This window comes from Lawsonibacter sp. (assembly GCF_022777125.1).
Lineage (GTDB): Bacteria > Bacillota > Clostridia > Oscillospirales > Oscillospiraceae > Lawsonibacter_A > Lawsonibacter_A hominis.
In genome coordinates this window covers 82,251-108,398 of record NZ_JALFGV010000004.1, presented here as the reverse complement: position 1 = coordinate 108,398, position 26,148 = coordinate 82,251, and the positions used below count along the sequence as shown (strand labels likewise).

The following is a 26,148-nucleotide window of genomic DNA, read 5'->3' as shown; positions in this document are numbered from 1 at the left end:
CTGGGGCTGCTGCGGCCTCTGGCCCATATCATGGTGTTCTGTATTGCCCTTGGTACACTTGGTTTTTTCTGCGCCATTGCCATCACGGTTCTGGCGGTGAATCTGCTGCTCACTGCCATGGAACTTTCCCCCTGGAGCCTCACCTTTGCTGCCGGTGGCGCGATTATGGCTGTGTGCGCCGTGGCCCGGGCATTGCTTCGTTATGGAGAACAGACCTGCGGACACTACATCGCATTCAAACTGCTGGCGGTCATCCGGGACAAGGTGTTTGCCGCCCTGCGGCGTCTGGCTCCGGCAAAGCTGGAGGGCAAGGGACGGGGTGACCTGATCTCTCTGATCACCAGTGATATTGAGCTTCTGGAGGTCTTTTACGCCCATACCATTGCCCCCGTCTGTATTGCCGTGCTGGTCTCTCTTTCCATGACGGTTTTGATCGGCAGCTTCCATCCTTTGCTGGGCCTGCTGGCTGGCATCTCCTATCTGCTGGTGGGCTGTGTTATCCCCTTGGCTACCTCCCGTATCGGACGGAGGCAGGGCATGGAGGTTCGAAATCAGCTGGGTGAGCTGAACAGCTATGTGCTGGAAAGTCTGCGTGGTCTGCGTGAGAGTCTTCAGTACGCACAAGATGGAGCCAGGGCACATGAGATGGAGCGGAAAACCGAACAGCTCAACCAGCTGCAAAAGCAGCTCAAACGGCACGAGGCTGCAGCGTCCTCCTGGTCTGGCGGGGCGGTCATGGCGCTGACTTTGGCGATGCTGGGTGTGGGAATGGTGTTGAATGTATCGTTCCCCGTACTTCTGTTGACCACAGTAATGCTCTCGTCATCCTTTGGACCTGTACTGGCGCTGGCAAATCTCTCCGCCACCATGGATCAGACGCTGGCTTCCGGGGAACGAGTGCTGGCGCTTCTGGAAGAAAAGCCGGAGACGGAGGAGGTGCTGACCGGCCAATGCCCGGACTTCTCCGGGGCGGAGGTAAAGCGTCTCACATTTTCCTATGGCTCTGAGGAGATCCTTCACGATCTCTCCGCTCAGTTTCCCAAGGGAAAGATCATTGCCGTCACAGGGAAGAGCGGTTCCGGGAAATCCACCCTGCTCAAACTGCTGATGCGCTTCTGGTCTGCGCCGGCGGGAAGTGTTTTGATCTCAGACACCGATGTGGGTAATATCCCCACCCATCACCTGCGGCATTTGGAAAGCTATATGATCCAGGACACCGACCTCTTTCATGACAGCATTGCGGACAACATCCGCATCGGAAAACTGGATGCCACTCAGGCGGAGATCGAAGCGGCAGCCCGCAAGGCAGCCCTCCACGACTTTATTCTCACATTGCCCCAGGGCTATGATACGCCGGTGGGCGAGCTGGGCGATACCCTCTCTGGCGGTGAACGACAGCGGATCGGCCTGGCCCGAGCCTTTCTTCATGAGGCGCCCTTTTTGTTGTTGGACGAACCCACCAGCAACTTGGACAGCCTCAATGAAGGAATTATTTTACGAGCTTTGCGTGAGGAACAGGATGACCGAACCGTGATCCTGGTTTCCCATCGCACATCGACGCTTTCCATTGCGCAGCAGTCTTACGCAGTTGATTGCGGACGACTTTGTTAGAAAAGAAGTAACCTAAGAAAGTGCGGATCTTGTCCATCAGCGGGGCTGCACTTTCTTACTCTATAGAGAGTGCAATAAAATGGTAATTTAGTCAGAATTCAGACAGCTTTGTCGACTACAATGAAAATGAGATTTTAGTTGGATCGGTATAAACTGCACTCAAAGAAATGGAGAAATGAATATGAAAACTAAAAATCAGAAAGGCAAAAGAAATTTCAAATTGCTTTTGGCGGCCTTATTCGCAGATGAATGAGGCCGCCTCTTTGTTTACAGACGACAAAAAACGACAATATTTTTAGAACGATACTGAACCCAAAGCGTTGGCAGGCCCGCTACCTAGTCTTGATAGTTGCGGGCTCGTGTGCAGAGTGTGGTTCAGATGGCAGGGAGCCAAAGGTGCATGAGAGAAAGATGGATCATGCACATAAAGAGGTTCGTCCATCTGCTTACATTTCGACACACAGCTTACTTTACAATACGGTTCTTCCGCCGCCCTTTTCACAGGAGCAGGCGGGAACATCGCAAATCGAGCGACAAGCCTCCTCCTGTGGGCGGCGGAAGTCGTGACGGACTTCTTTATGTGTTTTACACGGCCGACCGTTCACTTTTGCGGTGTGCGGTTGTCTGTGTTTGTTTATGTAACAAACACACACGCCCGTTAGTTCGATGCCGGTCTCCTCCGAAAGTTCAAGAAACCTGTTGGACTTCTTGAATGATTTGGAGGAAAAGGTCATGTGGCAACGAAATAATGGACAAGCAAGGGAAGAACTGCAAATCAGATTTACAGGTTACTTAATCCAGGCGGTTAGGCGCACACAGCGGGACTATCTGAGAGCTCTTTGCAAATATGGTGAAAACGAGATACTTACGGAAGTGTTTTGCGCTGTGGGCCAGTCGCTGGAGCAGGAACTGATAGAGCGACTGCCTCTCTGGGAGCAGATCGAGAGCAGTGATCTTCTGAACGCATTGAAAAGGCTGGATGAGCGTGAGCGGTATGTGCTCCTTTCCCGCGTGTTGGATGAACGCTCTTTCGATGTGATCGGCGCGCATCTGGGATTATCGTATAAAGGAACGGCCGCGGTATACTACCGAGCCATTCAAAAGCTGAAGAGGAGCATCAAGGGAGTGAATAATTGTGACATTTGAACAGATGCTGCGGCGAGCCAAGGACGGAGACCATGAGGCAATCACAAGCATTTTGCTCATGTACCAACCTATGCTGCTCAAAAATGCTGTGCTTGATGGCAGGTTGGACGAGGATCTGTACCAGGAGTTGTGTATCACGCTGATGCAGGCTATCAAACTGTTCCGGATTTGAGTTTATGAGGAAGGCTCTGAGAGCGCATTGTCTCAGGGCCTTTCTCGTGAGCTTAAAATAGTTGAGATATAATTTCACTGGGAAGCTATATACAACTAAACAGTAGTGTGTTGTGCCCTGCCAGGTTCGACCTGTGGGAAAAGAATGTTCCTAAATATAAATTAGTTACCAATCAGAAACCATTGAGGCATGCTGTTAATTTATAAAAACCTGTATTTTACTGGCCTATTGGCAACAGGATCTGCCCTGTGTTATACTGGGCTTAATTAAGGAGGTGGAGCCGGCATGAGCCCATTGGAAAAGAAACGAATTGCAGCGGTCAACGCTGCTGATGCTATTACCGCTATTGGAGGCGCGCCAATTTCCAGCTATGCACAGTCATTGTCTGTAAGCTGGGCCCACGGCGAGTTGACAGGCAAACAGATGAAGCAAGCACTTCTGGCGAATCATCGCCGGATCGCGGAACAGGAGCACCAGAGCCATGGTTGACCCATATCTGTATGAAGAATCTCTTGTTTTGAAAAACAAACTGGACATCAAAAATGAGAAAATCCTGGATCGCATCGAGGCTGAGCAGTCCAGAGTAAATATAATGCTTTTGCATGAAAAGGGATTTCAGAATTTTTCACCAGATGGACTGCGGGAAATCCATCGGTTCCTGTTTGGTGACATTTATGAATGGGCTGGCCAGTATCGCATTATCAATATCGAAAAGAAAGAGAAGCTGCTGGCAGGCCGGAGTGTCTGGTACAGCAATAAAGATAGAATAGAAGAAGATCTGAATGATGCTTTTCAGTGGCTGAAAAATGCTCACTGGGAGGGCATTGGTCGAGAACAATTTGTTCATCAAATAACCAGACTCTTCCCGGTGATCTGGCAAGTGCATCCCTTTCGAAAGGGCAATACACGAACTGTCGCAATGATGATCAACTTCTTTGTGGAGTATCACGGATATTATGTGGATCAAGAGTTGATGGCAGCTAATGCCGGCTATGTCCGAGACTCTTTTGTGATGGCATCTCTGGATCAATTTTCAGAATTTGAGCATTTAGAGCGCATTATGCTGGGCGTGGTTTGTGATGAGCCGGTTGACTACAGTGTGGGAAGCCTTGGGAAATCGGTACGGACGTTGGAAAAATACTGAAAGTAGCAGAAGGAACCCCATATGCCGGAGCCACATTGCCGGCGCGAGGAATGAAAGAAGCGCACAGCGGAAGGAGACCCGCTGTGCGCTTGCTTTATTTTGGGCAGGAGTCAGGGATAACAAATTTGCAGCCGTGCCCCCGCATTACTTCGATAATGTCGGTGCCTAATCTCCGTTGGAGCTTAAAAATCGTGCTGAAATCCCAGCCTAACTAGCATCAAAAAAGTCTGTGGCTACAGTTGACCTAGCCGACAGTTTATTAGATAGGCTCCAGAGCACATAAGAAAGGTGATCCATAGGGGCTCAGCCTCATTGCTTGACTTCAACAGCAGCCTTATCGTAATAGTGAACATAGACATTGTAATCCCGAAACCGGGTGATCAAACGAATCCAGATATACAGATGATCGGTCTCAGAATACAGGTTGAATTCCGTTGCATCGTTGGTAGGCTGTGCATAGCGGCAGAACCGCCGCATAGTATCCAGCGTTTTGAAGGCCGGCAGTTTGAACAGGGCACTCTGGAACTCGTCGATTTCTTTTACCAGCTCCGGAGCCGGTTTTTTCTCACGCTCGTCATGCCAGGTTGTCCACCACCGGCACCCGTCATAATCGGAGCGGGAGTAAGCCGCCTCGCTGACAGGTCGCTTGGTGGCCTGCATGGGGGGAGTATAGGTGTGCTGGAACACTTGATCGAAGCCGCAGGTGGTCTTCAGATAGCAGTCACGACTTTTTTGGGGCCTCAACAGCCGCCCCTGCTTAATCGCGTCCCATTCTTCAAGAGGCAAGGGAATATGCGCTGCATCTCGGAGAGCTTCGTCCATCCCGCAGGCCTCACAGATCTGGACATCCACATAGCGGCTAAGGGCGTTTACCATCAAATGGGGAGCCAACGGGGCGCCACACCGCAGACATCTGGGCGGATCTGCGGCGTCACCGTCCGCATAAAGTTTTTTGTCTTTACGCCAGGCTGCTTCTAACAGCCCCTTGGGGTAGAGCAGCAGTTTCATTGTCAAGTCCTCCTTTTTTGAGATTTCTTTTTCTTTCCTGCCTGCTGGCGGATTTCTGCGGTTTCTTTGAAAGTCTGGATAAGGGGATTTTCGTGTCTTGTGTCACTCTGGCGCCGCCGATCTTCTGACCAAGGCGGGTATACAGGAAGTTCCCCTTGATAAAACGAAAGCAGGTTGGTGGCCATATCTTCTTTGCGGCGGTGAATATAGCGTTGCACAGTTTGGGTCTCGCAGTTAATGATTGTGGTCCGCAGCATAATTCCGCGCTGCTCAAAAATATACCGCAAGCAGTGAGCCGGATCTTCGGCTTCAATCCATAATGGGAGCGTATCATCAGAGCCTTGGAGTTTTCGCCATCCGCTGTAATCCGTGTAGTGGAAGTGAGGAACATGATTTGCGAGCCGGCGAAGTGCCAAATACAAGCGTTCATATTGGCGGCCAAGCTCTCCTTTCAATCGCCTGGAATAGTAGGTATAGCCGTCAGGGTCAAGCTTTTTAAGCTTCTTGCTATTAAAGAGATATTCCACATTATCCACTCCATTTTCAGAGCGAATTTGGCCTGTTGGTTCTCCTAGTCCGTTGCGCTTAATCCATGCATAAAACCGTTTGCCAGTGGTCTTTGTGTTGACAAAACCACAGTCCTTCGGCCGCAGACCACCCAGATTTGTGGTGAGAGTGTCCCAGAATATCAACTGCCCGAAATTCTCTTGATAAAGTTTGATAGCGAGGTTGCCTTCCGGGTAGGTGGCAACTTTAATGGTTATGGCATAGTCTGTTCCTTTCATTTTGAATGGTATTGGCTGCATTGCTTTCCTCCAAGCAAAACCGGTGGGCTGCAAAAAGCAACCCACCGGTCGTTGTGTTGTAAGACTGACTCCAGAGTGCAGGATAGGGGAGAGCAGCCTCGTCGTCATTGTTGTTTATGCGCTTTTCCCGCTTTGCTGTGAAGCAAGGTAAGAGGCGTACCCATCCGGATCAAGCTCTTGCAGCCGATCTGCTCGGAAACGGTATTCCGGGTACTCGCAGAACCCGCTGCGCTGTAGGATGCCAGTAGGGACTGCCAGCCCGTTGCGGATGATCCAAACAGGAAAGTCGGGGTCCCCGTTGGTGTCAATGAATGCACAGTCTTTCTGACGCTTGCCGTCCAAATTGACAGTCAGAGATGCCCACGGCTCGGGATAGCCGTCCTCCCAGGCCACCATTTGAATTGCAAGATTGCCGCCGACATAGGAGGTAACTGCGAGCTGGATCTGGTGGGTAGAGCCATACTTCTCATAGGGGAGAAGTGTGGTGGCAGAGTCGGTTTCCGCAGATGTGGGATGATTATCTTCGCTACAACTATCAGCCATTAGCCCCAATTCCCAGCAGATTGTGAGAATGTCTGCCCGGTCTACCCGATAGACAGTTCGTTTTGCATATTTGGGGCGGAAGAGCAATTCGCCGCTTTCAAGGAAAAATCGCCCCTCCTTCCCACCGTAGATATGGCGCCGCCCATCCAGAAGATACTGCATCTTTCGGGCGTCTCTTTCAATTCTTGGGGTGTCATACCAGGTGGAATACTGTACCGCCACATGCAGGTTCGGATGGCTTTTAAATTCCGTATCCAGAAATTCCAGCAGCCGCTCACAAAGCACCCTGCGCTGAGAAACTGTCTGCCGTTCATTGAAGGTCAGCGTAAAATAAGAATAATCTCTGCCAGAGAGTCCACAGCCGTGTGCAGTATTGCTGAAATCGTTGCACCAGAAATAGACTTCCCAACCATCGCTGAGGTAGGGGGCCGGCTCCTCTTCTGTGTAGCCGTAGCAAATGAAATTATGAGCAATGGCAGCCATGATCGGAGCCATAACCGCGTTTCTGTGTTCGGCGGCCTGCCGGAGCTGAACGGTATCCCTGATTCCGGCCGCATGAGCCATTCTGTTTTCTTCCTGCTGCGCTTCCGTATATAAGAACTGCAGGCGCAGAGAATAGATGTCCTCCATTGCATATCCTTTGGCGATCCACTTTGCGTTGGATGGTTTCACATAAGATGTATCATGGTATATGATCATAAAACTGTCCCTCCATAAAAGTGCCCAGCAGATTGCAAGAAAACAATCTGCCGGGCTTTTGACACTTACTCTGAATGAACCAGAAGGGTCTTTTTCTCATAGTCAAAGAGTCAACATTGATGTGCCGTCTTTGTCTTCCCATTTGACGATTTGCCCCTGCTGCTCTTTCAACCGGGCAATATGTTCTTTCCACTCTTTGCGAGCTTTCTCTGCGCGCAGCAGTTCGGCAGTCTGCTGTTCTGGTGTGAGAGCAGAGAAGGCAAACTCACGCTGATCGGACTCCAAATCATAGATGACCCGCCTTGCGATGGACAATGCCAGCTCAGATACGGTGGGGGCGTGTTCCTCAAGAGCCTGCCGGCCGCGGTGGAACAGGTCCATATACGCATGGTACTGTGCTTCGGTGATCAACTCCCAGCCGTAAGCATCCTGGATCTCATTTTCACTGTGGTACTCCATAGCGGCATCGAAATCAGCCTGCCGTGCGGCATTTTCCTTGTCTATGCGGCGCTGAAACTTGGTGCAAACTCGCTCCAATTCTTTGATCAGAAGAGCACAGGCGTCCGATTCCAACAGATAGCCATGGGCCTCGCTGTTCAGATATTTCTGCTTTTTTGTCATGCGGCTGCCTCGACAGGGCCAGGAACCTCATAGATGACCTCAACGGGAAGCAACGCACCGCAGGAAGTATCCTCCATAGTCTGCCATTCTCCGTTTCGCCAAACCTGTGCGGTAGCGTCGTTATAGACCTCCGGCGCCAGATGATGGTCGCTCATGCATTCTTTGGACACATAAATGCACATATGCTGCAGGTAAAAAACATGGAGGACCTGAAGAATTTCCTCTCTCAGCTGTTTCGCCAAAGCAGCGATCTCATTCATGTCCTGCCGCTCAAAAGCAGCCTCGGAAATCCGCTTCAGACATTGGGAGTCTTTTACCGCTTCGTTGGCATAGCTCGTTGCCTCATCGCCATACTTTTGTTTGATGCGAATACCCCCGAGAGACACATGGCGGGTGTACGCCGTAGCGGCTTTGCAGATGCTTTCCTTCAACTCCTGATAGGGTTTCTTATACTTGGTTTTCAGCACATCCATAGGCACGACCTCCAGATTGCGGCGGAGTGTGTCCAGATGCTTTTCCAATTCTTCACGAAGAGCCTTTTCCATTTCGTCCATAAAAACATATCCCTCCATTCATTTATCAGTATCAGGCTGTCGGCTAATTTCCGTCAAAAGCGCCGCCGCTACTTCAGACACCGCTTCCCAATAGGCCTCCTGATAAGCAGAACTGCTTCTTAACTGTGCAAGAAGGCGCCGGGGAAAATCCGGAGAGGCCAGCAATCTTTCACGCTGGGATACAGTAAGCTCCTGAAATTCCTCCCAGTCTTCAACCTGCTCTCTGAAGTCCTCTTGCATATTTTTTCCCTGCCAGAGACCAGCCACATTTTCCATAAAGCAGGGGGCCATCGGCAACGAAAAACTTTTCAGCTCAATGGAAAAGTGGTTTTCACAATACTCACCGTCCAGATAGCATTCATAGCTATTTTGCGTCTCTTCCTCCACAAACTGACTCTTTTGGCGCCAACTATCAATGCTGCCGCCGTCCTGTTCCTCCCGGAGATCATCATGGAACTGCCTCTGGGCATCGATCAGACTGGTGAATGGGATCTCATAAGAGCCATATTCTCCGTCGCTGGCCCAGTGGGAAGCTACAATATAAAGTGTTGCTTGGGGATAATCCTGTTTCGGAGCCGGCAAAGGAATCAACATTTCCGGTGACATGATAACAAAATCAAGTCCCAGATCCTCCGCGCTCTTTGGCTCATGGTAGAGTTCAGAAAAAGTCCGTTCCAGAGCTTTGCGGTCAGCGGAGAGAACAGGCAGGTCAAACCTGCAGTAAATATCCGGCGTGTCGTTTTCAGTTTCTTTGTCGGTTCCGGTGCGAATCTCGAAGATGGTTCCAAAGAGTCCTTCGTATTCGCTCTGATCGTTGGCAAAGACCCGTGCACCGATTTTGAAGCAGATGCCTTCGTGCCAGAGTTCTTCGTTTTCATTTTGGTAGATCGTAGGTCATACCTCCTTCTTTAGAGGGTAGGGGTATATCCTTGCCCCTGGATTGATTTTGGCTATCCACGCCGGAAGTGGCGGCACCGTTCCTGAACATAAAAATGGGCGGCACCATAGGCGCGGTACGCCTGCATTTTAGAGGACTGCTTGACGGAACCCCTGCCGGGTAGGTTCAGCCGATTCTCAGGCGGTTTACACTTAAAGTTCGTCATCTTCTTCCCAAGGGGAATCTGCATCATTTGTGTCAGCCTCCTTCTTTGTCATATGCTCCATGTGCTCCACGCTGGTGTGCTCTGAATCGAAAGGATAAGTACCAGGGACAGATCCTCGCTCCAAAATCGTGAAGCTGTTCCAACGCCCACAGTGTGGGCAAGAAATCTGGCCGCTGCAAGCGCGGTCAATTTGTTCTTGGGTGACTGCGCCGGCTTCGGGGCAGCACGCCATGCGAACAAAAACGATGTTGGCAGTGTTCAGTATTTCTGGCCGATATTTTGCGTTAAAGGGGATAAAACCGATCCATTGAGGATTGTCGAAGATCCGGGAAGCATGAAGCTGGAGCGCCTCCTTCCGCATTTCAGACACAGATGCTGAGACATAGTTGTGCTCATTGCACCATTGGATAAGCGCATTCAGCAGCGGGACCTCATTTTCCCGCTCGATGACAGCCTCCACCAGCTTGCACCAGTCACATTCTTCGATCTCACCTAATTTGGTTTTGACAGCCCGCCAAGGAGTATATTTTTTATCTCGGCCAGCACCGGTGCTGTTACAGCGGAACACTCCATATTGCCAGCGGATATCCTCGAATGTAGCTTCAGAGAGGGTTTTCCCACCGGGCAGTCTATAGTTCTCATACTTCATGGATGTGGTTCCTCAGCTGTTGGATTCATAGATGACGGTAACTCTCCGCTTAAAACCAGGGGAAGTGCCGCACTCCATATCCTGAGAGGAATTGGTTGGCGGTCTATTTCCCGCAACGCTTCATCCATCCAGCACTTTTCACAGATATAAACATGAGCGTATCGGCTCAGCGGGTTCAGAAAAAAGTAATTGCCGGTATATAACTCATTGTGGCCGCACCTTGGGCAGAGAATCTGTTGTTCCGATTCCTGAAGGGGTAAAAGCCGCTCAAGAAACACTTTGATTTTATCTTCGCAAATATTCATGCCGTATTCTCCTTGATTGAGGCATTGGTTCTATTCACACCAGCTTGGCCGACGACGATATAAAGTCAAGCCATGGATAGGGAGGTTCTCTTTGTCATTGGTTACTCGGATAAATCCCTTTTGTGGTTATCCCTTTTAGTCAGCCACCCCAAAGTCCTGAAAATGGGACAGCACATAGTGCAAAATAAAGGCATGACACCAAAAAGGGAGAAAATGCGTCATGTCAAGGAAACAGAAGATGCCCCTGAGTGAGTTTCTGAACCGGTTTGGAACGGAGGAGAGCTGCCAGGACTATCTGGCCGCACAGCGCTGGCCGGGCGGCTTTGTCTGCCCGAAATGCGGACACAAACATGGCTGCCGCCTGTCCAACGGTCTGTACCAGTGTACCCACTGCCACCGTCAGACCTCCGTCACAGCTGGGACGGTTCTGCATCATAGCCATGTCAGCCTGAGCAAGTGGTTTCTGGCCTTCTATTTCGTCTCCCAAGACAAACGAGGGCTCTCCGCCGTTCAGTTGTCCAACCAGATCGGCGTGACCTATAAGACCGCATGGTCTATGCTTCGGCGCATCCGATCCGCCATGGGACAGCGGGACGCAGCGTATCTGCTGTCTGGTGTGGTAGAATTTGACGACGCCTACTTTGGAGGCCCAACAGCGGGCGGTAAGCGGGGCCGCGGTACGGAAAAGGCAAAGGTTTTTGTGGCCTTGTCCCTGGATGCGCACGGCAATCCTCAATACCTTAAAATGGGTGTGACAAAAAATATCAAGCAGACCTCAGTGAAAAAGTTTGCCAACCGTACTGTTGCAGCCGACAGCACCATCCGCAGCGATGGTTACCGCAGTTATATCCCTGCGCTTGAGGATTACGCCCACGAACATAAGGCCTATGATCCCAACAGCGGTATGCTCCACTGGCTGCATATTGTGGTCAGCAATGCCAAGGCGTTCATTCTGGGAACCTACCACGGCCTGCCCAAGGACCATCTTCAGTCCTACCTGGGCGAGTTTGCGTTCCGCTTCAGCCGCCGCGCTTTTGGCCGCCTGCTGACTCAGCGGCTGATTCACGCCGTGGCCTGCTCCACCATGGCTTACTAAAAGGGATAACCACAATCCCTTTTTGTAGGCCACGACCTGGACTTCCTCATTTGTTTCGAGACAGAACACTCGTTGGCCATTCATTTTTCTGAGTTCCTGCAGAGTGAGAGGAAACTCGTCATCATGCGTGCCTTCAGGCAGCGGAAGACCAGCCAATAGCATCTGAAAGGCAGTCTGAAAACCGGATTCAAACGCTTGTTCAGTAACGGCGCCGTGTTGCTCACCAACAGCGATCTGATAGGACTCGAACGCTTTTATGGCTGACGGGGATTTCTGCAGGATGTTTCGCAGGGCTGCTTCGGCAGCGGAAACCGACTTGTCCATTTTTTTCTGCTCACTGCTCTGCGTTTTGAACACGCTCGGCTCATAGTCACCGTAGTAGAGGTCGTGCAGAAAACTGGATGTAGGAGCTGCACTCTGCGGCGAACCTGCCTCAAGATGTGCAAGTCCGTCAGCAATTCGTTCCATCGCCTTGATAAGATTGGGCAGCTGGGCCTCAAAAAAGCGGTGACCGTATATCGTTTCGTGGAAATTCAAAGGTTGGCACCTCCTGTCAATGAAAGAACCACCGACGGTACAAAAGCTGCGGTGGTTACTGATTGAGACCTCTGATAAGGTCATAGACCATCCATAATAGATGCTGAAAATCAGCCAAAACAGTCGTGCTGCATAGCCTTATTGCAGGCCAGAGAGAGGCCTGTCATCAACTGCGGCATAGCCTCCATATACTGGGGCGTAATACCCAAAGCATCCAATGCTTCCTGCACATCGCCGGTGTAACTATACTCGTGATTCTCCAATTCCTGTAGGAACATATCGAATATAAAGCCTTTCCCCGTTTTATCCGAGGAAATGGCATCTTCCAGCTCTTTGCGATGTCGGGCAAGCATTTCATCCAGCTTGGCAGCATCGCTTTTGCGGCAGTAGCCGCCACCGAAAATGCTGCACATCTGGCAGGTGTCCGAAAGAGAGAGGCCCAGTGTGCGCATCCCTTCGGCAAACTGTTGTTTGTTGAACGCAAAGAACATAGGGAATGCGTTGATTTCCGCCTGTTGGCGATTACGCATCTCCTGATATTGATTGGTACTCATGCAACGCTCCTTTTCTCTGCTGTGCTTACGGCCAGTGGTGTCACACGCCATTCTTCCGGGTGACGCTGGCTTCGGCAGATTTTTTGCAAAATTTCATGCTTTCCGCAGACGGCATATTGCAACCATTGATGGCACGGTTGACCGTTACCGTTCTGTGACGAGAGATGCTCCAGCACATAAATCACGGGTACCACCTCACTCTGAAGGAGCCAATTTGCGAAGCTCGTTCAGCAAGCTGCGGTTGTTCTGCTCGTACTGAGGCAGGAATGGCTGATCCAGCTCAAAATGATAGTAGTGATAGAACAATATCTTGAATACAGCTGCTTGGCGCATTTCTTCCGGCATACGGTGCATCAGCCGGCCAATCTCTGGGATGACCAGATACTGTTGCTTCAAAAATTCCTTGTCCTCTTTGGGAAAGTTGTGGTACAGCCAGTCTTTGACCAATACCTTTCCGCTGTTGAAGTGATGCTGCTGATTATCATCAAAGCACAGGCAGTATTCAAAATCCCGTCCACGCTCACCAGGCCCCACCGAGAACGGGTAAAGGCGGCAGGTTCGAGGGCGGGCAGCATAGATGCTGCACTGGTTTTCGCGCAGAAAAATACAAGTGGCATCTGCGCCGACCGTTTTGAGTACATAAATGGGATAACCTTCATCGGTAAGCGGCATGGGTTCGCAGTATCGGAGCAGCACATCGTCCGTGCTGCTGATACCGCAATGCTGGTTACGCAGGTGCTTAGCCATCCGGTAGGCATCCAGGCTCTCAACCATGACGCAATTTTCAATATGACGGCAGCAATGACCGCAGCAACTGCAGTGATATGAAACGAACTCCTTTGCTCGTACCGACACGGCAAGGGTTTTGGATTGCTCTTCCATCGTATTCCTCCATAAAAAAGGCCGCGGCAGACAAAGACGCCTGCCACGGCCGGGACTTATGGGGCGTGGCCCCTTACTTGTTGAATTCTACGCGCACGCGGCCAGGGCCGTATAAGCCGGGAAGACGGCCGCCATCGGGAAAGGGTCCATAGAGAGGTAGTAGTCAGAATTGAGCGTCTCAAAATGGATCATATCCGCCGACTGCTCGTGGATCGCCACGACGGTCGAGGTGCGATAGGTGGTGCCGTTGGCACGCAGAAAAGCGCAGTGGCCCAGAACCAGCGGGCACAGAAGCGTTCCGTGCATCACAATGGATTTCTTCGATTTCGTCATAGTATTCGACCTCCATTCAAAATGATTTTGATTTCCCGCCGGGACAGATTACTCGCGGCAGAGTTCCAGAAACACCACATGGGCTTCCTCAAGAAGATCTTTGATACACCGGACAGGGAGCTTTTCGCTTTTGGCAATCTCTCGTACGCCATAGCCGCAACCTTTCATACGGACAATGTTCATCTGCTGTCTGGAAATGCGACCAGCCAGATTATGGAGCAGCTGGCTCATCTCGAATTCCTGCATCAGTTTGTCCTGCACCGCCAGTGTATCTTCCAAAGGAGTGCCGTCGGGATACAGGCCAAGGTGGATGCTGAGGATTTCGGCATTTCGTTTGTGACGCTCTTGAGCCCGAAAATAATCACATAACCGAAATTTCATTTGCCTCATGGCAATGGTGCTGAACGAGTATTTCTGAGCAGACGAACTGTTACAGTAATCCCGGACTGCAGTTAAATACGGAAAAATAACCACGTCATAAAATTCGTCTTCAGAGAGATGGTTATCATTCAGAAATTTATAAACCAGGCCATGATGTTCGGCGGCAAACTCTTGCTGTTCCTTTGTTAACGGTACTTCACACAACATATATATTTCCTCCAGTCTAAAACAAAAAAAGGGATACCCCGGCGTGAGCCAGAGGTATCCCTTGATGACATGTCATGCGGTTATGCCCGCAGAAAATCCATTATGCCGGCAGCTTTTCGTAGTCGCCGTTGATCGCCCCGACCGCATAGCTCCCATCAGGATTTGCGGCTTCGGTGGCGGATGCGGGGATCTCATACTCGCAGTCGTTGGTGCGCTGCTCTTCGTTGATCAGGGCCCGCTGGATGTTGATGAGCTTGATCTGCTCCTTGAAGCCATTGGCATAGGCACGGATCTGACTCAACTCCTCGCCCTGGAAGTCGCGCACGAGACGGAAGGTGGCAACGCTGTAGTCGTTGCTGCCGTTGTTTTCCTTCTTCAGCGAGATCTGCACCAGGCTGCCGTAGGTGGCACGCCGCCGGTAGACAAAGGCTCTGTTCAGGAACTCTTTGAACGGCTTGATGCTGGTGGGCGGGAGCGAGATCAGCAGAGGCATATACTCGCCGCTGCGCAGCAGGTAGATGTCCCGCATATTCTTGCACGCCTTGCCCCGTCCGCCGTCTCGGGCCGAGCCATACTCGTTCATCGGGCAAGTGGCGCAGGCGCCGCCAGGTTCACCAATTCCCGTCTTGCCGTCCACAGAGGAGCAGAGAGGCTTGGTGTCCTCGTCATACTCACTGCCTTCCGGCCAGAGGGTGCAGGCGGCGTGATTATAGAGAATCACGCCCTCCAGCGTCCGGGCATAGTCCGGATTGTCCGGGTCTTCGGTGGGGATCTCGAACTGCAGCTGGCCGCCGGCGGGAATCTTCACCCGCTGGAAACTCATCATCTGCAGACCGTCGGCATCCTCCGCGATCTCCTCGCTGCTGAAGTCGCCCTCTACCATGGCGGGAAGCAGGAAAGCGTTCTGCTCGGGAATGTTCATCATGGAAGTGTTCTGTTCGTACATAGTTCGTTCCTCCTTAGAATTGACTGGTTGGCAGCCACTCAGGCGGCCATCTGATTGATACGGCTCCACTGCCTTGCCGGCATGGAAAGAATGTTGTATCCGATGCCCTCCAGAGCGGTGGCTCTGTCATAGTCCTCGACATCCTGGCTGTGGCGGGTCACTGCGTTGGACAAGCCATACAGCGTCAGATCGTTTCCTTCAATCAGCCGCTGCAGCACACCGGAGCTTTCTTCTTCCGTGATATGAAAGTCTCTGCTGACCAGCTTGACGACACCAGGAACATCCGCGGTATTCATCCGGGCGTCTTTGGCATCTTTCATCAGGTTGACCACCTGAGTGAAACGCACCTCATCCACCACGGCCCGTACCGTATCCTGAATCTTCATGGCAAACGCCTTATCGTCGGCTTCCAGCGTCTTATCGGAGTATAGCTGATAATTCTCCGTGGCCTCGTTGACACGGCCAACATGGTTGCGGCGCGTCTGGGCGTCGTTGACCACCATGCCATTGCTGCACACCAGACGGTAGACCAACGGCTGGATATTCACCGAGCCAAGCCCCACCTCGCTGTTGCTGATGATGATGCCTGACTGGACGATATCGCCGGGAGAGACCTCTGCTTGCAGCCGGGTGTTCACCACCTTGATATACATACGGCTTTCGGTGAGCTGGCCGCTTTCAAAGTGCATCCCTTCCATATCCTGCAGGACAGGAAGAACGATGCCGGCAATATCCAGATTGTCGATACGCCGGTAGCGGTTGCTAAGAAATGCCCGGGCGGTGCCGCCAATAGTGCGGACTAAGCGCACAGCGGGCTCACGCTCGAACCAGGCGTTCACATTTTCCGAAAGCAGCTGGGGATGCTGTGTCAGCATCTTATCGTAGTAGGCCGCCGGGATCTTCAGATGGGTGCCGATCTGCCTGTGGGCGATGGCATTGATCTCCAGCGGCTCCACAGCCATCTCGCCAGACGGGGTATAGGCATTGAGATATAAGTCCGAGCCAAAAGGCTCCAGACGGAGGCTTCGGGTATCCATCACATAATCGGCCTTCAGTTCGGCCTGACGTTGGATCTCCTTTGCCATCTCAACAAGGCTTATCCCGGATTTCATTGTGTTTTCACTCCCTTCTTTGTATGATGGTGCTTACCAGGAGACCTGAATGCCCTGCGCCGTTGTTTCGGCAGAAAGACCATTGCTCTCAAAAACTTCCACCAGACGGGGCCAGTAGACCTTCGCCGGAAAGTTGGAGAGGTGTTCCTGCGGCACCAACTCCTCACCCTGCTGAATGCAGATATCGCCGTTTTCACGCAGAGTGAGCTTGCTGTGGCCACGAGAGTTCAAATCCGCCACCAGTGCCTCCAAAACCGTGCGTCCGCTGTTTTCATACCAGATGCGCGGATCGATTGGCTGCTTGTTGGGGGGAATATTGTTCGGGTCGTCTGCCCCTGCTTCAGTCTTGGACAGCGGTACAATCCGGAGCAGGTCGCAGCGAATAGCTGCGTCCTTGCCGAAGGTGATGTCCGCATGGTCAAAATCATCCACATTGTAAAGGCGGATGCGTCCGGTACCATTGGTGCGGATCAGCTCGGTCGGCTTAGGTTCGCACCACTCAAAGCAGGCGTTTGCATACGAGGAGCGCAGGTAGGTCAGGATGCGGTGATTTGCGTAGCGGAGCAGCAGATCATCTGAAATTGGTTCCTCCAGTTCCGGGACCTGAAATGTGCTCCGACTAACGCCTTCGGCATGAAGCTGCCGTTCCCGCTGCTGGCGCTGCCGGCGGCGTTTGGCCTGCTGCATATAGGGGAGCAGGAGGATCAGTACGACCCAAAGCCCCCAGAGGGTGAATACCCCAATCAGCAGCCAAGCCTGCCATGGTCCGCGCACCAATGCCATGATGGCGATAACAGCACCAATGAGAATAGTGATGCTGCCGCTCAAAAGTCCTTTGTCGTTACTCATTTTTTTGCCGTCCTTCCTGTAAATTTTGCCTGAAAACAAAAAAAGAGGGACCGTACCAAGTTTTTCAGTCCATTCTGAAAACTTGATACGGTCCCTCTGAGGTGCCGGTACTTATCCCGGCAGGGGTTCGCGGTCACCGTCCATCACCTCTGCGGGTGCAGGAACAGTCTCCGCTTGGTCGGAGCCATTCTGATCACTTTCCGGCTTTGCTCTGGAGGTTTGTCCGGGAAGGTAGCCAAAGTCAGTCAGCCATACTTTCAGCTTCTTGACCGTGCTTCCGTCCTTTTGGCGGACATCCACCAGTTTTTGCGATCCGGTGAGCCAGATCATGCTGCCCTTTCTAACCTTGAGCTTCATGAGCCTGGCAACAGCGTCGCCACGGGCCCATACCTGATAAAAGTCCGGCTGGTTACCGCCGTTTCGCTCCATAAGGTCAAAGCAGACATACGGTTGTTTTGTCTGGCCTTCTTTGGGAACAAGATCATGCATGACTCGGCCAAATACATGGATCTGTGCCATAACACTTCCTTTCTTCGCCTTTGGCGTTACTATCTATATATAAAAAGTGCCAGCAGCAATCCGGCCACAAAATGGGCGCGGAGATACCACTGACACTTGCATACAAACTTAACAGCGTGTGCAATGCGGGCTTTTGGCCTGCGGTACAGAACATTGGTCTGTATCCCATACGGGAAGCGCACAAAAATCAATTACAAGGTAAGTGTAACACTATATCTTGTGCCTGTCAAGTGGTATAATTCTATATATAGATATTTTCGCGCGGCGACTTACAACATATGGTTCATGTAACGATAGTAGTCATCCAGCAGGTAAAACTTCAATCTTCTGGCATAAGTTTTGCCATAGTGAATTGTCAGACCGTAGATGTTTCCGGTACCATCCACTCCAAGGGGACCCAGCCAGCAGTAGTTTTTGCCCTCGTCAAAGAACCAGAGCTGAATGTCCTGGTATTCTTCCTCGGTTACAAGGCCGGAGGCGGCCAGTCGGCAGCAATCTTCTTCCTGGAGCATTGGGCGGGAAAGAAAGCGGCGATAGAGTTCGTCCGACAGGCACAGGGCCTGCTGGTAGGTCAAAGGATTCGAATGACTTAACCACCAGCGTGTGACATCTTCAAAGGAATGCAGCTTCGGCTTTGGATCAAGCGCACGGAAAGTTTGGAGAAAGGCCTGCACATCTTCCGGTTTTGCCGGCGGCGGGATCGGGATTTCTTGTACTTTATTATCAAAAAATCCAAAAGCAATCTGTTCGCCGGTCTTATCTTCCAGAAGAAGAGAAGTTCGGGAAAGCGGAGATACCAGAAAATGTTCCATGGCAAAATTGGCATCCAGGAATTGCTGGATTTTGTATTGCTCAATGGTGTGTGGCTTATACATTGGCGAAACCTCCTTTTTGATGTTCCGCTTATTAAATAGGGAAGTATTTTCACTTTTCTGCAATGCAGATTAAATTTGAAAAGGCAAGCAAAAACTGCGGCACCATAACGGTTTGAACGGCACCGCAGCTTTTTCCTTATTCCGTGGGTTCTTATTCAAGGTTTTCATCCGCAGAGGAAGTCGTTTCAAGCTCTTCATACCCCAGAAAACTATTGGTGGAAAGGGCTGCGTCCAGGTAGTCATTTCCAACTGCGGGACGGCTCCCCGTCTGGAAATAGAATCTGTAGTGGGAACCAATCCGAAACCTGGAAGCTTTGCTCAAAAGCAGAGTGGTTTCTGCGCCTTGGGCATCTACTAACTGTACCTTGCGATAACGATGCAATGCGGGGGCAGTGACACTGGTACAAACTCCTTCGACTACTTCATACCGGCCACAAGCGGCGGTGCTCCACAGGCTTTCGCTCAACACCAGCGAAGCGATGAAAATAATTCCGCCCAATGCCAGAAGGATGTGATCTGTGGTTGCGGTAAAAATTACGAGACTGACAGCGAGGCTGGCAAGCCCGGCCAAAGCGGTCAGTAGAATCTTACGCCGCAGCACAAAGGGGAATTGATCCCATTGTTTTTTCATGTGCTGATCCTTTCAAAAATGATTTGCTGGCGCAGGTACAGGTTGGCCACGGCCAGCGTGACAGCCTGACTGCTCCGGCTGTTCTTCATCATGCTGGCGATATTCTGGCAGGTGGTCTCGCTGTCACCGTACACCTTTTCCATCAGGACCCGTTCACTGGGGAGAGAGAAGACATCCTGCTCCACACATTTGATGATTTCGGCGGTGGAAAGAAGCGCCTGATGGGCCAGCCTCATTACACGGGATTCATAATCAGTCCGGCGGTCTTTATGGAATAGCTTCATAGCCTGCTTCATCGTTATCCGCCGGCTGAGTACCAGCTTGGCAGCGGACACGCCGCGTACAAATGCGGAGCCATTGGTGGGGATGACCCCAAGAGAGCTGAGCAGGTCGTACAATGCATCGAATTCTGTTTCGCCGCATCCGGATACCAGAAGGCCGCGGATGAGCAAACGGTTGACGCAGGCATCCCAGGGACGGGCAACACATCCGCCCAGGGAGGAGGCCAGCTTGTCACACTGGCAGGAAATATCATCCCATTTGGAGATCCGCCAGTTCAGTGCAGTCCACACGACCATTTCCTGCATATCCACCATGTATCGCTCCCCACCCAGCACAATGACCGGGCAGGAATGTCCGCACCCGTTGGCCTCCCGCTCCAGACGGCCGACCGCAGTATACAGCTTTTTTAATTCCATAGCTTCAAAACCTCCTTTTAAATATCCTTTACTGCTGTATGACCGCGGTTTTCAACAGACTCAAAGCAGACTTGCCAAAAAGCGGGGATCACAGCGCAGCTTGGCCGCAGAGCGAGAGATCCAGGCGCCTACATGAGAAGGAGGCACATGATAGATTTCCGCAATATCTGTGACCCGCATCCCTTGTAGTTTAAGAGCAAGCGCCTCAATACCGAGTCTGGCTACACCGTCATATTCCTGTTTGCTGGCCTCCAGGAGCGACAGTGTTTCTACCAGGGACATACGAGCATCAAAATCATCGGCCTGCGGTTCCAACGCCTCACCGTCTGCCGCCAACTCGCCATGCTCGCCAATGATAAGACGGCTGAAATGGCTCCGGTGATTGCATACCTTTCTACAGTAGGATAAGAGACCGTTTTTTACGACTGTTTTGGCGTAGGTGGAAAATTGTGCCCGCCCGTCATCCTTATAAGTGGTTGCAGCTTTGCAGAGCCAGAGGCATCCCTCTTGAAACAAATCGCTGTACTCCAGGCCGCAAATGGTGGGATTGACATGGATATAGTCACAAATCACCCAATGTACCACAGGCAGATTCTGTGCAACGAGTTCCTGTTGTGCTTTCGTTAGGCTATTCATATTTTCGCCCCCCATCAGGCTGCCGCCTTCATGTCGGCGGGAGGGCCAGACGCCTGTTTGCACAGACGAATCACTTCATCGCACATCCAATCAGAAAATTGTCCGATATGAGCCTGGTGCTCGTTTAAGCCCAATTTGGCCTGTAGCCAGATATAGACCTCCCATTTTTCCATGTTCCGGCTCTGTTGCAGCTGACGAAGCGCCTGGTGCGCCAGAATCCGTTTGTGTCGCAGATCACCATTGGCCAAGACTCCCATGGGCAGGCGCGTCCGATCATGGGCGCTCACATAAGCGTCACAGGCAGGCCAGCGATCACAGAGATAGAGAAATTTTCCCTGAGAGCGCCGGTTGTGCCCATATACAACACTAGCGGGGCGAAGCGAAGCGTTGGCGTGACAGTATGGGCATTTAATTTTTTTTAACTTCATCATAAAATCATCACCTCCAAAAACGCGCCGAAGACGGCGCAATGACGTCTTTTTGGGTATAAATTAGGGGGCGCTGCCACAGGACCACGCAGAGCAAAGCTGGTGAAGTGTGCAGTTAGACGGGTCCGGCGTGTGCCATTCAATGTATTTTGAAAAGGCAGATTCAAAGGAACGGCGCGGCAGGACAGCGCTGCACTCGGCGGGATCAACTTGCTCGCCGGTCAGCTGATGAACCGATTCGGCAGACAGCAGCATGACCTGCCCGCACTCATCCACGGTAAACAGAAAACCCGAGCATGGTTTTTCATGTTCATGTGGGCAGACCTCACAATCACAGGAGATAAAAATGGCGTTGCGCCAGTTTCCACCAGTGGCACGCAGAAAGGAATAGAATTTGCAGGGTGTATTCATCCTGTACCTCCGTTATTCGTTTTTTGAAAAACAAAAAGCGGGGGCCGGTTGTGGATATCCACAAACCGACCCCCGCATATTGGCGCTTAGGCGAACAGACCCTCGATCTCCTGGGTGATCCGGGGGATGACCGTATCGTTGAAGATGAGGGTCAGAGCCGCCAGGAGCAGCGCACCGAGGACGACAGCGATGATGATCTTCACAGCGTCAGAGATATAGAAATCGCCGCGCTGGTTGGAGAGCGCCGTGCGGGCGCGAAGGACGAGGCCGTTGGCTTTGTTGCAGATGCAGCTGGTAAACTTCTTCATGAAAATACCTCCTGAGAGTGTGATTATTGAATGGTTGGGTGCAGCCTGTCAGGAGCGACGGATCGGCTTGAGCAGGCCGTTTTTGTTGGAACGGGGCTTGTCAGGATATACCTTGGGCTTCTGATGCAGAAGCTGGTGGAACCGGCGGCGAATCCGATTTTCGCCGTCAGGCGGAATAAACTTTTTCTTCGCCATGGAATTCTCCTGTTCAGACGATAAATCAAGGCCGGCCTGCTGACAGGCCGGCCTTGTGGCAAGGTTGATAGCAGCCGGTACGCCGGCTGCTATGGGAACCCGCTGACATACACGGTATCACCTCCAATATGGGTTGGTTCCCGAGCGGGGGAGTTGGTATATAAAGCTCAGACTTGAAGTGTGAGCGGGAACCTGTTAGCCGAAGAAAGCCCCGAGAGAAGCCAGAACCTCCGTACAGAGGACAACCAGATAGATGATCATAATACAGATCAGCATCATCATGGAATAACGCTGGATCTTCTTGGGCCGTTTGGCAGCTTCTTTTTTCAGGTTGTTCTGTTCGATCTGCCGCATATCAAAGCAGATCATCTTGAAGTACATCCGCTGGTCGTCACCGCGTAGTACGCCGATCAGGCCTCGGATCACATCAGACAACATGGGGCTGCCGATGCGCGTCTCAAAGTGAATCAGAGCGTTTTCATAATTGCCGGTTTTCATGTCAGCAATCGTCTGATCCAGCTCTGCACCGAAATCCTTACCTGCAACGCGACGGTAGGAGGTGAGGATTTTCAGTACATCACGATCATTCTCCAGATTCTGCCCAATGGTCAAAGCAAATCGGGGTATTTCGCTCTCAATGAGTTTGCGACGCCTCTTAACAAAATCGAAAACGCTGTAATAGGTCGAAAACCACAGTGCTACCGCCAAACCAATCAGGATCGGAACGGCCAGCGGCATAAGCGGCGCCATGAGCAAAGCGCAGAGACCAACGGCGCCCGCTCGGACCCATGCCCGGGCGGTATAGACTTCCGGTGACAGTTCCAGGCCAACAATGTCCAGTGCCCGCTGAAGCTTATTGCGCTTGAGCTTATCCAGTTTCAGATAAGGAGCGAGCAGCCCGGCAATCTTGGTGGTGTAGACGTCCAGCAGCTTTTCTGCTTTGATGCCCTGCTGCTTACGGGCCAGCATCATCATCCGGGAGGTCTTCTTAGTGGGAATGTCCACGAAGGCGCAAGTCAGGTTATAGGTGGCGAACCCAAAACAGATAATCGCCAAAAGAGCCAGAAGCGTCATGCGCCGTCACCTCCGTATTCAATGGGTTTGCTCAGCTTCATGATCTGGGTCAAAGCGAACAGAATGATGGCCGCACAGATCGCCAGAGCGATTTTGCCGGGAGTCGTAAAAATGAGAGTGTGGAACCAGTCTTTGTTCAAGAAATAGAGCAGCGGCACATTGGCAATCACCAGGAACATCATTGTGATAGCTTCCCGGCGCGGCCCCTGCATCATGGCTTCCAGTTCAGACTGTACCACACGCACATCACTGAACTTTTGGGCAATGGTGGGCAGCGTGTTTTTCATGGAACGATCAGACTGGCACTGAATCAAGATGTTGCACCACTCATGAAAGACCCGGTTGGGTATCTTCATCTTGAGGGAGTTGATGGCGCTTGTCAGATTGGCATTGATCAGCTCCGCCTCGTAGACGAAAGCTTCAAAATTGGCCTTTACCGGCTCGTTGATGTAGGGCAGGTTCTCTTTGACAGCCCGGATCAGATCCTCGGTGCGCAGATAAGAGGTGGTGATGATGGAGATGGCGGTCTCCAGTTCCTCATTGAGATGCTTCTTGTAGCTGGCGGCGGTGCTTCGCAGGTACCAAATGGGGGCAAGGGAAAATCCAATGCCCAGAATCGGCACCATATACACATTATTGATGAGCAGCGCCAGTACGGCACCCACTGCAAATAGGATAAGCGACAGCCGTTTGACGGCCTCATAGCGGTCAGACCGACCAGTGCCTTTCAGGATCTGCTTCAGCTCGTAATCCTGATTGAAGAATCCCTTGGCTGGTGTGCCCATCAGAACATTGAGTTCATCAGACAATGTGGCCGCTTTGCGCTGGGAGCGGAAGAGAGCGTCAATGAAATCGCCCGGGCGCACACCGAACAAAGCCAGGAGGCCCGCGCTGATAAGCGAAAAACATATGATATAGATCCACTGCAATGCTTAATCCACCTCCTTAGGGGGCTGCATGAACTCGGCCAATTCCTTGTTGGAAATACCGTTGTCCAGCAGTCGCTTTTTCAAAGTGTCGGAGATCAGGCCGACCTTCCGATGGTGCCCGACCACACGGACATTCCCATCTCTGTCGGTCACATTGTCCTCTACCTCAAACTTATATAGTGTGTGGGAGACGAGCTGACCATCTCGGAAGTCCTCACCCTCCAGGATTTCCATGATTTTGCGGGAGCGATCCTCCAGCTGTTTGGTGAACACCACGATGGGGTAGGCCTCTACCATGATCTCCATGAGCACAGAGTCATCCATACTGTATTTGCGCTTGGCGAGGGTCATCATTCTGCGGTATGTGCTGTTGCAGGAATTGGAGTGAATAGTGGTGCAGACCGTGTGGCCGGTTCGGGAGCTCTCTGCCGCAGACAGACTTTCCGCCGCAGACCGCATCTCACCAACGCCGATCACATTGGGATGCTTACGCAGAACCCGCTCCAAGAGGAAGTCCTGGTTGATATTCAGAGCCGGATTCTCACTGGGGCGGGTCAGCAGGTGGATGACAGAATTCAGGATGTTGCCGTTTTCGTCCCGTTTGACCAAATCAAACTCACGGCTGCCCTCCTCAATGGTAATGAGGCGCTGGTTATTCGGTACATTGGAGAGCAACCAGGCCATGATGGTAGTCTTGCCGGAACCCGTGGAACCGGCGATGCACACACTAACGCCGTACCGAATACAGGCCATCAGGAAGTGAAGCATCTCAGCCGTGGCGCTGCCAGAATCCAGAAGCTTCTGTTCAGAGACCGTCTGCTGATTAACGATACGGATGGAGGCATTGATACCAACATCCGGGTCCACGATAGGGGCCTTATCCACGGAGATACGGATGTTCTTATCCAGAAATCCCACCACGCTGGGCATCGTATCGTCGATGACCATGCCGCAGGCGTTGAGCATACGCCGTACCACATCAATGGCGTGCTGCGGAGAAGAGAACTTATCCGGGATTTTGATGCTGCGGCCGCCGGCCTCGATCACCTCAATGTCATTGTAGGCATTGATATTGACTTCTTCGATGCCGGGCTTGTAGATCCATTTCTTCAAAAAGGAGTACCCGGCCATATCTTCATAGAGCTGCTCGCAAAGCTGCTCGGTGGTCAGCCCGCTGATAGCATATTTGCGTTTGACGATGTACTGCACCATCAGTTCTTTCAGCAAGGCCGTGGCCCGCTCGGCATTGGCTTCGCCAGCTTCGGCAATGGTGGATGCGTGATTCTCAGCAAAATACCGCTGCACATCCTCCAACACCTGGTCATAGGTCAGATCCTGATTGGCGGCAGGCGCAAAGAATATGTCGTTGAGGTTATTCATCGGCATCGTCCTCCTCGAACTCTTCCTCATCGTCAGGATCTTCCTCTGCGGCCTGTTCCGCCAACTCCATCTGCTCCAGTGCGTCCAGCACCTTGTTGAGCGAAGCGGTGTACTTGGGATTGCAATATTTGATGGCCTGGAACATGCCGCCCTCAGTGGCGCACCGGTCGATTTCCTTGCTGTAGGGGAGCAACCCATCAAACCCTCCGATGATATACCCCATTTCATCCAGAGCGTGGAACGGTCGGGCCATACCGGCAAAGGTCAGGTGCTGATCGTAGTGAAAACGTCCATCCACCAGCAGCGGCTGATGGGCCTTCAAGTAGTTGATCCCTTTCAAATCAGGGGTGAGCAGTCTGACGACCAGATCACCGGATTCAATGGCCGCCGGTGTGAACACATTGGTCATGTTGGAACTGCAGTCCAAAATGACGAAATCCACCAGTTTGGCTGCCGCATTGACCAGCTGGAGCACCATGGCGTATTTAATTTCCGGATAACTCAGAGGATTCTCACCGGCGGAATACCCCATCAGGCCAATAAACGGATAGCTTTTCAGAACCGTGACATGGCTTGCCACCAGCGAGGTATCGATCTCTACGCTGCTGAGAACCTGGCCCACCGAGGCGTTGGTCTGAATGATCTGATCCGGCAGCCAGACCGGGAGCATGGGAACGCTGATCTCCGCATTGATGATGATGGCTTTCCGCTTATCTCGGGTCAGAGCTTTTGCCAAGATGCAGGAAAACATACTTTTCCCGCTTCCCGGACTGCCCCAGACAGTAATGACTTTTCCCATCGTTTCC

The 26,148-nt window shown here is 51.9% G+C and carries 34 protein-coding genes and 1 pseudogene; 6 read left to right on the top strand and 29 right to left on the bottom strand.

Features of this window, described 5'->3' with window-relative positions; all coding sequences use genetic code 11:
• The 5 genes from MR825_RS00690 to MR825_RS00670 form a co-directional block, all read left to right on the top strand.
• Positions 1-1,611: amino acid ABC transporter ATP-binding/permease protein (locus MR825_RS00690; RefSeq protein ID WP_287878063.1), on the top strand; the 1,611-nt coding region annotated here is incomplete at its 5' end.
• Positions 1,612-2,343: 732 nt separating this feature from the next.
• On the top strand, positions 2,344-2,757 hold the full coding sequence (locus MR825_RS00685; RefSeq protein ID WP_287878061.1) for a sigma-70 family RNA polymerase sigma factor: 414 nt from the start codon (positions 2,344-2,346) through the stop codon (positions 2,755-2,757).
• Complete coding sequence (locus MR825_RS00680; protein ID WP_287878059.1) at positions 2,747-2,929, top strand: helix-turn-helix domain-containing protein; 183 nt, start codon at positions 2,747-2,749, stop codon at positions 2,927-2,929. Before MR825_RS00685 ends, MR825_RS00680 begins: the two co-directional genes overlap by 11 nt.
• Positions 2,930-3,214: 285 nt before the next feature.
• The gene (locus MR825_RS00675) at positions 3,215-3,418 is read left to right on the top strand and encodes a hypothetical protein (RefSeq protein WP_287878058.1); all 204 of its coding nucleotides are present in this window, start codon (positions 3,215-3,217) and stop codon (positions 3,416-3,418) included.
• Positions 3,411-4,073 (top strand): Fic/DOC family protein, encoded by a 663-nt coding sequence (locus tag MR825_RS00670; protein WP_287878056.1) that lies wholly within the window; start codon positions 3,411-3,413, stop codon positions 4,071-4,073. The genes MR825_RS00675 and MR825_RS00670 overlap by 8 nt, the downstream gene beginning before the upstream one ends.
• Positions 4,074-4,382: 309 nt before the next feature.
• On the opposite strand, the gene MR825_RS00665 is transcribed toward MR825_RS00670, so the two are convergent.
• The 8 genes from MR825_RS00665 to MR825_RS00630 all read right to left on the bottom strand — a co-directional run bounded on the left by MR825_RS00665 (position 4,383) and on the right by MR825_RS00630 (position 10,361).
• Positions 4,383-5,081 carry a hypothetical protein gene (locus MR825_RS00665; RefSeq protein WP_287878054.1) on the bottom strand — a complete coding sequence of 233 codons (699 nt, stop codon included), beginning with the start codon at positions 5,079-5,081 and terminating at the stop codon, positions 4,383-4,385.
• Between the two features lie 2 nt (positions 5,082-5,083).
• Positions 5,084-5,887: a DUF4313 domain-containing protein gene (locus MR825_RS00660; protein WP_287878053.1), complete on the bottom strand. Its 804-nt coding sequence runs from the start codon at positions 5,885-5,887 to the stop codon at positions 5,084-5,086.
• 114 nt (positions 5,888-6,001) lie between these two features.
• Positions 6,002-7,129: a DUF4313 domain-containing protein gene (locus MR825_RS00655; protein WP_287878052.1), complete on the bottom strand. Its 1,128-nt coding sequence runs from the start codon at positions 7,127-7,129 to the stop codon at positions 6,002-6,004.
• A gap of 102 nt (positions 7,130-7,231) precedes the next feature.
• Entirely contained in the window at positions 7,232-7,750 is a 519-nt protein-coding gene (locus MR825_RS00650) for a hypothetical protein (RefSeq protein WP_007712869.1), read from the bottom strand.
• Positions 7,747-8,304, bottom strand: coding sequence for a hypothetical protein (locus MR825_RS00645; protein ID WP_040411874.1), 558 nt, complete (start codon positions 8,302-8,304; stop codon positions 7,747-7,749). The genes MR825_RS00650 and MR825_RS00645 overlap by 4 nt, the downstream gene beginning before the upstream one ends.
• An 18-nt stretch (positions 8,305-8,322) precedes the next feature.
• Positions 8,323-8,910, bottom strand: a complete 588-nt coding sequence (locus MR825_RS00640; RefSeq protein ID WP_287878048.1) for a hypothetical protein — start codon at positions 8,908-8,910, stop codon at positions 8,323-8,325.
• A 483-nt stretch (positions 8,911-9,393) separates the two neighbouring features.
• The gene (locus MR825_RS00635; protein WP_007712860.1) at positions 9,394-10,056 is read right to left on the bottom strand and encodes a hypothetical protein; all 663 of its coding nucleotides are present in this window, start codon (positions 10,054-10,056) and stop codon (positions 9,394-9,396) included.
• Positions 10,053-10,361, bottom strand: a complete 309-nt coding sequence (locus MR825_RS00630) for a hypothetical protein (protein ID WP_087378946.1) — start codon at positions 10,359-10,361, stop codon at positions 10,053-10,055. The genes MR825_RS00635 and MR825_RS00630 overlap by 4 nt, the downstream gene beginning before the upstream one ends.
• A 220-nt stretch (positions 10,362-10,581) precedes the next feature.
• On the opposite strand from MR825_RS00630, the gene MR825_RS00625 reads away from it, so the two are divergent.
• Positions 10,582-11,457 carry an IS1595 family transposase gene (locus tag MR825_RS00625; RefSeq protein ID WP_287878046.1) on the top strand — a complete coding sequence of 292 codons (876 nt, stop codon included), beginning with the start codon at positions 10,582-10,584 and terminating at the stop codon, positions 11,455-11,457.
• Positions 11,458-11,622: 165 nt separating this feature from the next.
• Here MR825_RS00625 and MR825_RS14330 read toward each other — a convergent pair.
• The 21 genes and pseudogenes from MR825_RS14330 to MR825_RS00525 all read right to left on the bottom strand — a co-directional run.
• Positions 11,623-11,925: pseudogene (locus tag MR825_RS14330) on the bottom strand (DUF6809 family protein); the annotation flags it as partial.
• Between the two features lie 179 nt (positions 11,926-12,104).
• Complete coding sequence (locus MR825_RS00620; RefSeq protein ID WP_186906134.1) at positions 12,105-12,548, bottom strand: DUF7659 family protein; 444 nt, start codon at positions 12,546-12,548, stop codon at positions 12,105-12,107.
• A gap of 195 nt (positions 12,549-12,743) precedes the next feature.
• Positions 12,744-13,430 carry a YkgJ family cysteine cluster protein gene (locus tag MR825_RS00615; protein ID WP_040411871.1) on the bottom strand — a complete coding sequence of 229 codons (687 nt, stop codon included), beginning with the start codon at positions 13,428-13,430 and terminating at the stop codon, positions 12,744-12,746.
• 87 nt (positions 13,431-13,517) lie between these two features.
• The gene (locus MR825_RS00610; protein WP_007712849.1) at positions 13,518-13,763 is read right to left on the bottom strand and encodes a hypothetical protein; all 246 of its coding nucleotides are present in this window, start codon (positions 13,761-13,763) and stop codon (positions 13,518-13,520) included.
• 48 nt (positions 13,764-13,811) lie between these two features.
• Entirely contained in the window at positions 13,812-14,351 is a 540-nt protein-coding gene (locus MR825_RS00605) for a sigma-70 family RNA polymerase sigma factor (RefSeq protein WP_287878042.1), read from the bottom strand.
• Positions 14,352-14,451: 100 nt separating this feature from the next.
• Positions 14,452-15,297 (bottom strand): hypothetical protein, encoded by an 846-nt coding sequence (locus tag MR825_RS00600; RefSeq protein WP_007712847.1) that lies wholly within the window; start codon positions 15,295-15,297, stop codon positions 14,452-14,454.
• A 38-nt stretch (positions 15,298-15,335) separates the two neighbouring features.
• The gene (locus tag MR825_RS00595; protein WP_287878041.1) at positions 15,336-16,409 is read right to left on the bottom strand and encodes a DUF932 domain-containing protein; all 1,074 of its coding nucleotides are present in this window, start codon (positions 16,407-16,409) and stop codon (positions 15,336-15,338) included.
• A gap of 33 nt (positions 16,410-16,442) precedes the next feature.
• Positions 16,443-17,258: a hypothetical protein gene (locus MR825_RS00590; protein WP_287878039.1), complete on the bottom strand. Its 816-nt coding sequence runs from the start codon at positions 17,256-17,258 to the stop codon at positions 16,443-16,445.
• Positions 17,259-17,369: 111 nt separating this feature from the next.
• On the bottom strand, positions 17,370-17,777 hold the full coding sequence (locus tag MR825_RS00585; protein WP_007712841.1) for a single-stranded DNA-binding protein: 408 nt from the start codon (positions 17,775-17,777) through the stop codon (positions 17,370-17,372).
• 269 nt (positions 17,778-18,046) lie between these two features.
• The gene (locus MR825_RS00580) at positions 18,047-18,652 is read right to left on the bottom strand and encodes a hypothetical protein (RefSeq protein WP_287878037.1); all 606 of its coding nucleotides are present in this window, start codon (positions 18,650-18,652) and stop codon (positions 18,047-18,049) included.
• Positions 18,653-18,803: 151 nt separating this feature from the next.
• Positions 18,804-19,283 carry a hypothetical protein gene (locus tag MR825_RS00575; RefSeq protein ID WP_287878035.1) on the bottom strand — a complete coding sequence of 160 codons (480 nt, stop codon included), beginning with the start codon at positions 19,281-19,283 and terminating at the stop codon, positions 18,804-18,806.
• Positions 19,280-19,981, bottom strand: coding sequence for a hypothetical protein (locus MR825_RS00570; protein ID WP_117777632.1), 702 nt, complete (start codon positions 19,979-19,981; stop codon positions 19,280-19,282). The genes MR825_RS00575 and MR825_RS00570 overlap by 4 nt, the downstream gene beginning before the upstream one ends.
• A 60-nt stretch (positions 19,982-20,041) precedes the next feature.
• Entirely contained in the window at positions 20,042-20,632 is a 591-nt protein-coding gene (locus MR825_RS00565) for a sigma-70 family RNA polymerase sigma factor (RefSeq protein ID WP_353845852.1), read from the bottom strand.
• Positions 20,632-21,048 (bottom strand): zinc-finger-containing protein, encoded by a 417-nt coding sequence (locus MR825_RS00560; protein WP_287878033.1) that lies wholly within the window; start codon positions 21,046-21,048, stop codon positions 20,632-20,634. The genes MR825_RS00565 and MR825_RS00560 overlap by 1 nt, the downstream gene beginning before the upstream one ends.
• Before the next feature lie 60 nt (positions 21,049-21,108).
• Entirely contained in the window at positions 21,109-21,456 is a 348-nt protein-coding gene (locus MR825_RS00555) for a hypothetical protein (RefSeq protein ID WP_287878032.1), read from the bottom strand.
• A gap of 86 nt (positions 21,457-21,542) precedes the next feature.
• Positions 21,543-21,764, bottom strand: coding sequence for a DUF6133 family protein (locus MR825_RS00550; RefSeq protein WP_287878031.1), 222 nt, complete (start codon positions 21,762-21,764; stop codon positions 21,543-21,545).
• Between the two features lie 48 nt (positions 21,765-21,812).
• Positions 21,813-21,959, bottom strand: coding sequence for a hypothetical protein (locus MR825_RS00545; protein WP_164488728.1), 147 nt, complete (start codon positions 21,957-21,959; stop codon positions 21,813-21,815).
• Between the two features lie 195 nt (positions 21,960-22,154).
• On the bottom strand, positions 22,155-23,033 hold the full coding sequence (locus tag MR825_RS00540) for a hypothetical protein (protein WP_287878027.1): 879 nt from the start codon (positions 23,031-23,033) through the stop codon (positions 22,155-22,157).
• Entirely contained in the window at positions 23,030-23,962 is a 933-nt protein-coding gene (locus MR825_RS00535; protein WP_087259510.1) for a type II secretion system F family protein, read from the bottom strand. The genes MR825_RS00540 and MR825_RS00535 overlap by 4 nt, the downstream gene beginning before the upstream one ends.
• Before the next feature lie 3 nt (positions 23,963-23,965).
• Complete coding sequence (locus tag MR825_RS00530) at positions 23,966-25,342, bottom strand: CpaF/VirB11 family protein (RefSeq protein WP_287878022.1); 1,377 nt, start codon at positions 25,340-25,342, stop codon at positions 23,966-23,968.
• Positions 25,335-26,141, bottom strand: a complete 807-nt coding sequence (locus tag MR825_RS00525; protein ID WP_287878020.1) for a hypothetical protein — start codon at positions 26,139-26,141, stop codon at positions 25,335-25,337. Before MR825_RS00525 ends, MR825_RS00530 begins: the two co-directional genes overlap by 8 nt.
• Positions 26,142-26,148 lie beyond the last annotated feature (7 nt).